The following is a 10524-nucleotide window of genomic DNA, read 5'->3' as shown; positions in this document are numbered from 1 at the left end:
CGCCCGGCTTGCCCCGCTCCAGGAAGTCCCTGACCTCGGCCGCGTGCCGGTGCCCGGCCGGCGCGTAGGGCGCGATGGCCCCGTTGCGCAGCGGGTGCAGGTTGGCGGTGCGCAGTTCGAGGCCGCCGCCGCTGGAGCCGGTCTTGCCGTCCACTACCACGGTCTTCAGGTCCAGGCCCAGCGAGAGCACCAGCGGGGCGAGCCCGAGGGTGATCGCGGTGGCGAAGCAGCCGGGCAGCGAGATCAGCGCCGCCCCCGGGAGCTGGTCGCCGACCAGCTCGGGCACGCCGTAGACGAAGCGGTCGGCCAGCTCCTCCACCCGCCGCACCTTGGGGTACCAGCGCCGGTGCAGCTCAAAATCGCGGATCCGGAAGGCCCCGCTGAGGTCCACCACGCAGGGCACCTGGTCGGCCAGTTGCGCGGCGAGCTGCGCCGAGGCCGGGGCCGGCGTGGCCAGGAAGACCACGTCGCACCGGCCCGCCAGGCTCTCCGGGAGCTCCTCGATGGTCAGCCCGAGATCCAGCCGCAACCCCGGATGCAGCTCCGCCGGACGCCGGCCCGCACTGGAGGAGCCCCCCAGGAAGGTCAGCTCCAACTCCGGGTGCTGGAGCACCAGTCTGATCAGTTCGCCGCCGGCCAGGCCCGAAGCCCCGACGATGCCGACCCGGATCATGCGACGACCTCTCGTACGTAGCGGGCGACGGCCTCGGCGACGTCCACCCCGGTGGCGGTCTCGACCGCCTTGAAGGCGGGCGCGTGGTTGACCTCGTTGACCACGTAGCCGTCCGGCGTGGCGAACAGGTCGATGCCGTAGATGCCGGGGCCGAGCACGTCCAGCACCCCGTCGACGGTCTTGCGGACCTCCGGGTCCGGATCGACGGCCCGGTTGCGGTTGCCGAGCGCGGCGTTGCTGCGCCAGTCGGTGCCGGCGCTGCGGAACTCGGCGATGGCGACTGTCTCGCGGCCGACCGTGAAGCAGCGCAGCGAGGTGCCGGAGGCCAGGTAGGGCTCGACCAGGCTGGCCTGTTCGAACCCGTGCCCGAGGTCCTCGACGTAGTCGTAGACGGACTGCGCGGTGTCCGCGTCGCGCAGCAGGGTGACCCGCTTGCCCATGCCGCCGAAGACCGGCTTGAGCACCACGGGCGGCGGCAGTTCGGTCAGGGCCTTCTCGAAGTCGCGCCGGGAGAGCACCAGCCGGAAGTCGGGCACCGGCACCCCGGCGGCCCGCAGCTGGGCGCGCAGGGTGAGCTTGTTCTCGCAGGCGTGGATCGCGGAGGCGGTGTTCAGGGTCCGGATCCGGGCCGCCTCGGTGAGGGTGGCGATGAGGCCGCCCCGGGTGTAGCTGCGGCTGCGGACGAGGACCGCGGCGTGGTCGCGCAGCGCGGCCGCGTCCTGGTCCCCCAGGGCCAGCGATTCGTCGTTGACCCATTCGATGTGCAGGCCGATGCCGGCGGCGGTGTCGATCAGCTGGCGTTCTTCCCAGCCCACCCGGTCGGCGACGAGGGCGACGGTTCGGGTCATCGGCTCACTGCCCCCAGTCGCGCAGCTGGACCTCGACGGCCTGCAGGCTCAGCCGGCCCTCCTGGATCTCCTCGACCCGCAGGGTCAGCAGGCACTCGGGGCAGGCGATGGTCTCGCCCTGCACCAGCGGCGGGGTGGTCAGGTCGGTCTCGCACTCGGGGCAGGAACCGGTGAGCGTGGCTACGGACATGGTGTTCTCCGGGGTCGGTTCGGGTCGGTGGACCAGGAACGGTGGGTACGGGGTGGTGCGGGGTGGTGCGGTCGGTGCGGGAGCGGCTCAGGCGGCGGCGTACCGGTCGGCCGCGGCGCGGATCGCGTCCCGGTCGAGCAGGTCCTCGCCGTGCGCCTGCCGTTCGGTGAGCCAGGCGGTGAAGGCCGCCAGGTCGAGCTGGTCCGCGCCGTCGCCGAGCGCCCAGCGGACCAGCGGGGTGCTGAGCCGGGTCCGCACCCGCAGGCCGCGGACGTTGCCCACCACCTCCGGCGGGAGGGTCTCGTACGCCTCGGGGTGGGTCAGCTGGCCGGGCAGCTCGTAGGCGAAGGCGTGCGCGGCGGTCGGGCCGGACTGGAAGGCGTGGCCGAGCCGGGCGCCGCGCAGGGCGGCGTTGGTGAGCTCGGTGAGGTGGCTGAGGTCGAAGCGGGTGTCGCCGTACACCACCCGCAGCGAGGTGAGCAGTTCGGCCAGCGGGGCGTTGCCGCCGCGTTCGCCGATGCCGCCGGCCGTGGCGGAGATCCAGCGCGCGCCCGCCCGGTAGGCGGCCAGCGAGTTGGCGACCGCCATGCCCAGCATGTTGTGCGAGTGGATCTCGATCTCGGAGCCGTCGATCGCGGTGATCTCCCCGATCAGCGACTCCATCTGCCAGGGCGACAGGCAGGCCACCGTCTCGGCGAGCCGGAACCGGTCGGCGCCCGCCTCGAAGCCGGCCGCCACGTAGGGCACCAGCCGCTCCTTGGGCGTGCGGGCACCGTCCTCACCGCTGAAGGTGACGTGGAAGCCCCGGTTCTTGGCCTCCTCGATGGCGGTGCGGGCCAGCGAGATCAGGTACTTGGTGCTGGGCGAGGCCAGTTTCAGCCGGGCGTGCTCCTCGGAGGTGGGGATCGAGAACATCACGGACTTCACGCCCAGCCGCAGCGCCTCGTCCAGTGCCCCCACCACCTGCCGGCGGTCGCGGACCATGACCAGGGTCAGGGAGCGCTCGGGCCCGACGGTCTCGTGGACGGACCCGATCAGGTCCGCGTCGCCCGAGTCGGGGCCGGAGACCATGCCGACCTCGACCAGTTCCACGCCGGTCCGCACCAGCAGGTCCGCGATGACCGCGGCGTCCTTCGCGTCGAACTCGACACCCGCCATGTGGGCGGAGTCGCGCAAGGTGGCGTCGGATATCCGGGGCAGTTCTCCCGGAAGTTCTTCGACGCTCTCCGGAGGTGCCATTGTATTCACTCCTCATTCACGTCGGGAATGGTTCGGAATCTTTGCCGTTCGGTGCGGTGAAGCCGGTGACAAGCCTCTCCGCTCCCCCGATCCGGGGTCAAGATCCGCCGTGTCAGAGCTCTGTCAACCTTCCCTGCCGAATGTCAGACGAATGTCAGAGGGGGCGAATCCGGCGGGATTCCGGGATAGCGTTCCCCCGAGTCCGGCGGGCCGCCCGCCGGAATACGGGAGGAGGCCCCGGGTGATCTTCGCTGTCGAGCTGGTCCTCCGCGACGGCGCGGGCGGCGCGGGCGGCGCGCCGCGCGGCCTGCGGGAGCACCGGGCCTACTGGGACGGCCTCGCCGGGGAGGGCGTGCTGATCGCCGGCGGCCCCTGGCAGGACGGCTCCGGGGAGCTGCTGCTGTGCCGCGCCCCGGACCGGGCGGCCGTGCTGCGCCTCCTCGAACAGGACCCCTACCTGCGCCTTCGCACCGTGACCCGGTTCGCGGTGCGGGCCTGGCAGCCGACCGGCGGGCTCCCGGTGCCGCCCGCCCCCGCACCCCGCCCGGCCGCCCCGGCCGGGCCGCTGACCCCGCACGAGGAGCGGGTCGCGGCGATGGCGGTGGCGGGCATGACGAACCGGGCGATCGCCGCCGCGCTGTCGGTCTCGACCCGCGCGGTGGAACTCCAGATGACCCGGATCTACCGCAAGCTCGCCATTCGCCGGCGGGCCCAACTGGCCCCCGCACTGAACGTCCTGGAAATCACCGCCGACCTCCCGGAGCGGGGCGCCTGAACACCCGCCGCTACGGTTTCCCGTAGTGTCCGCGCGGACACCCGGCAATAGCCTGGGAGGAATACCTCCGACCGACGGGTGACATCGCCATGGGCATTCCTTCCGCACCCCGGATAGGGCTGGTCGTTCCTCCGGAGAACCCCAACGCCGAACCGGAGTACGCCCGGCTCCTGGGCCGCGGCCCGAAATTGCACACCACGCGTTTCCCGACCACCCCGGGCAGCACCCTGCGGGAGATGCTGGACACCTACAACGAGGTGCTGCCGGACGTGCTGGCCGGGTTCGGCCGGCTGCCGCTGGACGCCGCGGTGGTGGCCTGCAGCGCCTCGCACTACCTGTACGGGCCCGACGGCGACCTGGAGCTCTGCGCGGAGCTCACCGCCCGCACCGGCTTCCCGGTGCGCTCCTCCGCCCTGGCCACCCTGGACGCCTGCCGGGCCCTCGGCCTGACCGGGCTGACCATGGTCTCCCCCTACGAGCCCTGGCTGACCGACCTCTCCCGCTCCTACTGGGAGCGGGCCGGCCTCGCCGTCGAGCGGGTGGTGCAGGTGTCCACCGACGGCCGGTACGACCCGTACACGGTGACCACCGGGGGGCTGCTGGCCGAACTGCGCCGGCAGCGGGTGCCCGAGGACGCGGCGCTGCTGTTCACCGGCACCGGGATGTTCACCCTGGACGCCCTCGCCGCGCTCGACACCGGCCCGGAGCGGGTGCTGCTGAGCTCGAACCTGGCCGGCGTCTGGTGGGCGCTGCGCGCGACGGGCACCGACCCGGGCGACCCCGGGGACCACCCGCTGCTGCGCCGGCTGGCGCGCCGGACTCAACCACTGCCGATCCGGTAGCCGACGCCGCGCACGGTGATGATCCACTGGTTGCCGCCGAGCTTGCCGCGCAGGCTGCTGACGTGGGTGTCGATGGTCCGGCTGGACTCCGTCCAGTCGCTCTCCCAGACCTTCGCCATCAGCTCCTTGCGGGAGACCACCGCGCCCGGGTTGGACGCCAGCACGTAGAGCAGCTCGAACTCCTTCGCGGTGACGTTCACCACCCGGCCGTCCACCCGCACCTCGCGGGTGCGGCCGTTGATGTGCAGCGGGCGCAGCGAGATGTCCCGCACGGCGGCTTCCCCGGGGGCCGGGGCGGGGGTCCGGGTGCGGCGCATCACCGCCTCGATCCGGGCCACGATCTCCTGCGGGGGGCAGCTCTTCGTCACGCAGTCGTCCGCGCCGGCCTGCAGGGCGAGCACCCGGTCCGGCTCGCGGCCGCTGGCCGCGAAGGCGATGACGGGCGTGGTGCCGGAGGCCCGCAGCCGCCGGCAGGCCTCGACCCCCTCGATATCGGGGAGGTCGAGGTCGAGCAGCACCAGGTCGACGTCGCGGATCATTTCCAGCGCCTCCCGTCCGGTGTCGGCGATCCGGGCCTGGTACCCCTTTCGCAAAAGGCGGTAGAGGACCGATTCGATCACGGCGGAATGGTCTCCGACCAACAGCACGCGTACCACGTCGTTCGTCCTCTCCATAAACGGTCGCATCACGGCACGGAGGGGCCCCGGCGCGCTCTGGAGGGGCGGTCGGCGGGGCCGGGATCAGGTCATCGACCGGCGCGACATCGCGCGGTGGGCCCGGCGGCCCGGTCGCGGCGAGTGTGCATCGGACCTGCTCCCCTGAGGATTCCAACGGGTTCCGGCACCGGACCCGGACGGGGCTGCTGTGACGGGAGATGCCCGTGGGAATTCTGTCCGTTCCGCGTGCGATTCGCCCATATCCTGACACCCGGTACCGCCGAGGGCAAGCAATGCCGGCGCCCGCCGGGCGCGGACCGGCCGTTCTCCACGGGAATCTGTCCGAATTGGTACCGGTTCGGACCGAACGGCTCCGCCTGATTTCACACGGCGGCAATGATTCCGGGCGCGGTCCGCTGGGGACCGCGCCCGGAATCATTCATCCAGCCGTCTCAATGGAAATGTTTGAAGTTGAATCCCCCGTATTGGGACCGGTCCGGCCCCCTCCGGCTCCCCCGGCTCCGCTCAGCCCTCCGCGCCGGCCCGGGCGTAGCGGCTGGCCGGGCGGGGCAGGCCGAGCAGCCCGCGCAGGGTGTCCGCCTCGTAGGCGGTGCGGAACGCGCCGCGCCGCTGGAGTTCGGGCACCAGGCCGCGGGTGATCGCCGTGAGGTCGTGCGGCAGCGCGCCCGGCCGCAGCCGGAAGCCGTCCAGGCCGGTGCCGCGCCAGTCCAGCAGCAGGTCGGCGAGTTCGGCGGGGGTGCCGGTGAAGACCAGGGCGTCCGAGCCGAAGACGGCGCCGTCCGCCTCGTCGAGGCGCTGCTTGCGCTCGGCGGCCCGGCCCGGCTCCTCGTCCAGGAAGACCACCAGGTCGGCGAAGGCCCGGATCGGCTCCGCGGCGGGCCGCTCGAAGCGCTGCCGGGCCTGTTCGAACGCGCCGAGCCTGGCCACCGCGTCCGGGCGGGACTGCGGGGTGACGAACACGACGTCCGCCCCGGCGGCGGCCAGCTCGTACGGGGTGCTGGCATGGGCGAGCACGGTCACCACCGGCTGGCCCTGCGGCGGGCGCGGAGTGATCGAGGGGCCGCGGACCGAGAAGTGCTCGCCCTCGAAGTCGACGTGGTGCACCTTGGCGCCGTCCAGGTAGCGGCCGGTGGCGGTGTCGCGGATCACCGCGTCGTCCTCCCAGCTGTCCCAGAGCCGCCGGACGGCCTCGACCACCTCGTGGGCCTCGCCGAAGAGGCCGCGCAGCCGGGCGGCGATCAGCTCGGAGTCCGTGACGTCCTCGTCGGTCAGCTGCGGGGTGGTGCGGCGGCCGAAGTGCGCGGCGTCGGCGGCCCGGGAGGTGATCTGCGGGCGCCAGCCGGCCCGGCCCAGGCTGGCGTGGTCGAGCGAGGCGATGCCGATCGCGAGGTGGAACGGCTCGGTGTGGGTGACGTTGGTGGTCGGGACGAGCCCGATGCGCGAGGTCAGCGGGGCGAGCGCGGCCGTCAGCAGGACGGCGTCCAGCCGGCCCCGGACGTGGTCGGTGCGGTCGTCGGGCCGGTGGAAGGCCGAGGTCTGCAGGCCCAGGGTGTCCTCGACGGTGACGAAGTCGAGCAGGCCGCGCTCGGCCTCCAGGACCAGGTCGGCCCAGTAGCGGGCGGTGAGGATCTCGGCGGGGCGGGCGTCCGGTTCGCGCCAGGCGGCGGGGTGCCAGCCGGTGCCGTCCAGGGCGACCGCGAGGTGCAGGTGGGTCACGGGGTCTCCTCGAAGTGGCGGCGGGCGGGCTTCAGGCCCAGGTGGTCGCGCAGGGTGGGGCCGGTGTAGTCGGCGCGGTGGACGCCCATCTCCTGGAGCAGCGGCACCACCCGGTCGACCAGTTCGTCCAGCCCGCCGGGCACCGTGTTCGGGGAGAAGACGAAGCCGTCGGCGGCGTCGCTCTGCACGAACTCGTTCATCGCGTCGGCGACCTGGCGCGGCGTGCCGACGAAGGTGGGCCGGGCGGTGACCTCGGTGATCAGCTCCCGGATGCTCAGCCCGCGCTCCTCGGCGGTCTTGCGCCAGTGCCGGACGGTCTCCTCGCGGCCCCGGCTGCGGTACAGGTTGTGGCCCTTGGTGACGACGCTCTCCGGCACCGGGTCGACGTCCGGCAGCGGGCCGTCCGGGTCGTAGCCGGACAGGTCGCGGCCCCAGGCCGCCTCCATCAGCATCAGCGCGGTCTGCGGGCTCACCTGCGCGCGGGCGACCTCGTCGGCACGCTCGGCGGCCTCCGCCGGGGTGTCGCCCAGCACGTAGCTCACCGACGGGATGATCTTCAGGTCCTCCGGGTCGCGGCCGTACTTGGCCAGCCGGGCCTTGACGTCCCGGTAGGCGGCCCGGCCGCCCGCCAGGTCGGCGTGCCGGCTGAAGATGACGTCGGCGTCGGCGGCCGCGAACTCCCGCCCCTCGGGCGAGTCGCCGGCCTGGATGATCACCGGGTGGCCCTGCGGGCCCGCCGGGGTGCTGAACCGGCCGGATATGTCGAAGTGCTGCCCCCGGTGGGCGAACCGGCCCGCCCCCGGCCGGACGAACTCGCCCGCGGCGGCGTCCGCCCGGAAGTCGCCGGGACGCCAGCTGTCCCACAACTCCCGTGCGGTGTGCAGGAACTCGGCGGCCCGGGTGTAGCGGTCGGCCTCGTCCAGGAAGCTGCCGCGCCGGAAGTTCTCGCCGGTGAACGCGTCGTTGCTGGTCACCACGTTCCAGGCGGCCCGGCCCCCGCTCAGGTGGTCCAGGGTGGCCACCCGCCGGGCCACGTCGTACGGCTCGTTGAAGGTGGAGTTGACCGTCGCGGCCAGCCCGAGGTGCGTGGTGACGGCGGACAGCGCGCTGAGCACGGTCAGCGCCTCGGGGCGGCCCGCGACGTCGAGGTCCAGCACCCGGCCCTTGTGCTCGCGCAGCCGCAGGCCCTCGGAGAGGAAGAAGAAGTCGAACTTGCCGCGCTCGGCGGTGCGCGCGAGGCGGGCGAAGGAGTCGAAGGCGATCTGGCTCCCGGCGGACGGGTCCGACCAGATCACGGTGTGCTGGACGCTGGGGAGTTGGGCGGCGAGGTGGATCTGCTTCAGGGGTTTCACTGTCACGGCGGACTGTCTCCTGTGCGGTGTGCGGTGGCTCAGCGGGGTATTCGGTCCGGATCGGCGGCGGCGGGCCGCCGGGGACAGCCGAGCCCGGCCACGGCGCGGCGCGGACCGAAGGCGCGGGACGGCCCGAAGGCGTGGCACGGCCCGAAGGCGCGGGACGGCGACCGTCCCGCGCCCAGGGCCTCCTGACGGCCCGTCATCCGCGCCGGGCCGGGAAGCCGTGCGACCTGGCGGAGACCACCACGCCCAGCACCGGGAGCAGCAGGATCAGCACCGTCCACGGGAAGGACTCGGCGCCGATCCCGTCCAGCAGCAGGCCGCCGATCACACCGCCGGCCGCCATCGCCACGTTCCACAGGGTGACCAGCATCGCCTGCGCGGCGTCCGCCTGCTCGCCGCCCGCGTCGCCCACCGCGGTCTGCAGCAGGGTCGGCACGCCGCCCCAGCCCAGGCCCCAGAGCGCCGCCGCGACGTACACCAGCGCGTGGGTGCCGGACAGCAGCCCCAGCAGCAGCGCCGCGACCGCGACCAGCAGCGCGCTGCCGATCGTCAGGACCCGCAGCTGGCGGTGGATCCGGGCGCCGACGATCCAGATGCTCAGCATCGAGGTGACGCCGAAGACCAGCAGCACCAGGTCGGTGGACTTCTCCATGCCCAGGTGGTCGAGGAAGGTCGCGACGTACGCGTACAGCACGGTGTGGGCCAGCACGAAGACCAGCGTCACGAACAGCACCGGCGTCACGCCGGGCACCGAGAGCGCGCCGAGGATCCGGGTCCGGCCCTCGGGCCGCTGGCCCGGGTGGTCGGGGACGGTCGCCGCGATCCAGCCGATGACGACCACGGCCAGCACCGACATCGCCAGGAACGCGACCCACCAGTCGAACACCCGGCCCACGAAGGTGCCCGCCGGGACCCCGAGCGACAGCGCGACCGGGATGCCGGTCATCACGATCGCGATCGCCTTGCCCTGCAGCGGCACCGGCGCCATCCGGCGGGCGTACCCGGCCAGCAGCGCCCAGGCCAGGCCGGCCGCCACGCCCGCGACGAACCGGCCCGCCATGGTCAGCACGTAGTCGGTGGACAGCGCCGTGACGGTGTTGGCCACCGCGAACGCCACCATCGCGGTCAGCAGCAGCCGCTTGCGGCGCCACGCCGCGGTGGCCACGGTCAGCGGGATCGCGGTGAGTGCGGTGGCGATCGCGTAGATCGTCACAGACTGCCCCATCGCCGACTCGCTGACCCCCAGGTCGGCGCTCATCGCGGGCAGCACGCCCGCCGGTAGGGTCTCGGTCAGGGAGGTGATAAAGACCGCGGTGGTCAGGGCCAACAGCGCCAGGATCGGGAGTTTCCGGCTCTCCGCCTGCTCGCCGTCGCCTGCCGCGGTCGGAGTGTCCACTGGCGACTGTGTGCTCATGGCGGCTATGTTTGAACCCTCACATATATGTGAGGGTCAACCGGATCTGGTGTGAGGTGGGTCACATGCGCATCGGGGAGCTGTCCGAACGGACCAACACCTCCCGCCGCCTGCTCCGCTACTACGAGGAGCAGATGCTGATCGTCTCCGCCCGGATGCCCAACGGCTACCGGGAGTACGACGAACGCTTCGTCGACCGCGTGATGCAGATCCGCGGCCTCCTCGACGCCGGACTGCCCATCAGGATCATCAAACAGATTCTGCCCTGCCTGGACAAGCCCCGAACCATCCACTTCCCCGACGCCACCCCCGAGATGCTCGACACCCTGCGCCGCGAACGCGACCGGATGACCGAACGCATCAACTGCCTGATCCGCAACCGGGACTCGGTCTCCGACTACCTCGACGAGGTCAGCAAGGGCTGGCGCCCCGCCCCCGACCGGGAGCGGGACCGGCACGACGAGCTGATCGACGCCCACAGCGCCAACTGACCGTCCCGGACCGGGAATCCGACCCCGCGCGGACCACCGCCCCCGCGGCCGGCGCCGCACCGGCACCACCACCCGCGCCCGCGGACTCCCGCGGTCTGCCGACCCCCCTCGACCCCTGCTTCGCCCCGGCCGGGCGCCGCACGAGTGGTGGGGGACCGACCTGGCCGCCGTCAAGGGCCCCGACCTGGTCGAGGACCTCCCGACGATCCGCGTCCTCAACTCCCGGTTCAGCGCGGTTCGTCGGACGGCCGGCCCGCCCGGACGCACCCGGCGGTGGTCACCGCGGCCCCCCGGCCGCGGT

At 73.1% G+C, this 10524-nt stretch carries 10 protein-coding genes and 1 pseudogene; 3 read left to right on the top strand and 8 right to left on the bottom strand.

All coding sequences use genetic code 11. The features are described from left to right. The 4 genes and pseudogenes from ACWEO5_RS36205 to ACWEO5_RS36190 all read right to left on the bottom strand — a co-directional run. Positions 1-673 (bottom strand): annotated as a pseudogene (locus ACWEO5_RS36205) (N-acetyl-gamma-glutamyl-phosphate reductase); the annotation flags it as partial. Then, on the bottom strand, positions 670-1521 hold the full coding sequence (locus tag ACWEO5_RS36200; RefSeq protein ID WP_452166353.1) for an ATP-grasp domain-containing protein: 852 nt from the start codon (positions 1519-1521) through the stop codon (positions 670-672). The gene ACWEO5_RS36200 and the pseudogene ACWEO5_RS36205, both read right to left, overlap by 4 nt. A 4-nt stretch (positions 1522-1525) precedes the next feature. Beyond that, positions 1526-1711 carry a lysine biosynthesis protein LysW gene (locus tag ACWEO5_RS36195; protein WP_344558578.1) on the bottom strand — a complete coding sequence of 62 codons (186 nt, stop codon included), beginning with the start codon at positions 1709-1711 and terminating at the stop codon, positions 1526-1528. An 87-nt stretch (positions 1712-1798) separates the two neighbouring features. Then, positions 1799-2950, bottom strand: a complete 1152-nt coding sequence (locus ACWEO5_RS36190; protein WP_452166352.1) for an isopropylmalate synthase — start codon at positions 2948-2950, stop codon at positions 1799-1801. A 241-nt stretch (positions 2951-3191) separates the two neighbouring features. Here ACWEO5_RS36190 and ACWEO5_RS36185 point away from each other — a divergent pair, with 241 nt between their 5' ends. Both ACWEO5_RS36185 and ACWEO5_RS36180 read left to right on the top strand, forming a co-directional pair. Further along, the gene (locus ACWEO5_RS36185; RefSeq protein ID WP_452166351.1) at positions 3192-3725 is read left to right on the top strand and encodes a LuxR C-terminal-related transcriptional regulator; all 534 of its coding nucleotides are present in this window, start codon (positions 3192-3194) and stop codon (positions 3723-3725) included. An 89-nt stretch (positions 3726-3814) separates the two neighbouring features. After that, a complete protein-coding gene (locus ACWEO5_RS36180; protein ID WP_452166350.1) occupies positions 3815-4567 on the top strand; it encodes a maleate cis-trans isomerase family protein in 753 nt (250 codons plus the stop codon). Here ACWEO5_RS36180 and ACWEO5_RS36175 read toward each other — a convergent pair. From ACWEO5_RS36175 to ACWEO5_RS36160, 4 genes are all read right to left on the bottom strand, one after another. Then, complete coding sequence (locus ACWEO5_RS36175) at positions 4546-5241, bottom strand: response regulator transcription factor (RefSeq protein ID WP_452166349.1); 696 nt, start codon at positions 5239-5241, stop codon at positions 4546-4548. The genes ACWEO5_RS36180 and ACWEO5_RS36175 overlap by 22 nt on opposite strands. A gap of 507 nt (positions 5242-5748) precedes the next feature. Beyond that, positions 5749-6960, bottom strand: a complete 1212-nt coding sequence (locus tag ACWEO5_RS36170; RefSeq protein ID WP_452166348.1) for an LLM class flavin-dependent oxidoreductase — start codon at positions 6958-6960, stop codon at positions 5749-5751. After that, positions 6957-8318, bottom strand: a complete 1362-nt coding sequence (locus ACWEO5_RS36165; RefSeq protein WP_452166347.1) for an NtaA/DmoA family FMN-dependent monooxygenase — start codon at positions 8316-8318, stop codon at positions 6957-6959. Before ACWEO5_RS36165 ends, ACWEO5_RS36170 begins: the two co-directional genes overlap by 4 nt. A 196-nt stretch (positions 8319-8514) precedes the next feature. Then, positions 8515-9732: an MFS transporter gene (locus ACWEO5_RS36160; RefSeq protein ID WP_452166346.1), complete on the bottom strand. Its 1218-nt coding sequence runs from the start codon at positions 9730-9732 to the stop codon at positions 8515-8517. A 65-nt stretch (positions 9733-9797) separates the two neighbouring features. Here ACWEO5_RS36160 and ACWEO5_RS36155 point away from each other — a divergent pair, with 65 nt between their 5' ends. Next, positions 9798-10223, top strand: coding sequence for a MerR family transcriptional regulator (locus tag ACWEO5_RS36155; protein ID WP_452166345.1), 426 nt, complete (start codon positions 9798-9800; stop codon positions 10221-10223). Positions 10224-10524: the final 301 nt, after the last annotated feature.

The organism is Kitasatospora sp. NPDC004272, from assembly GCF_053603035.1.
The sequence above is the reverse complement of the archived record's forward strand: the minus strand, read 5'-3'. Positions and strand labels throughout refer to the sequence as shown.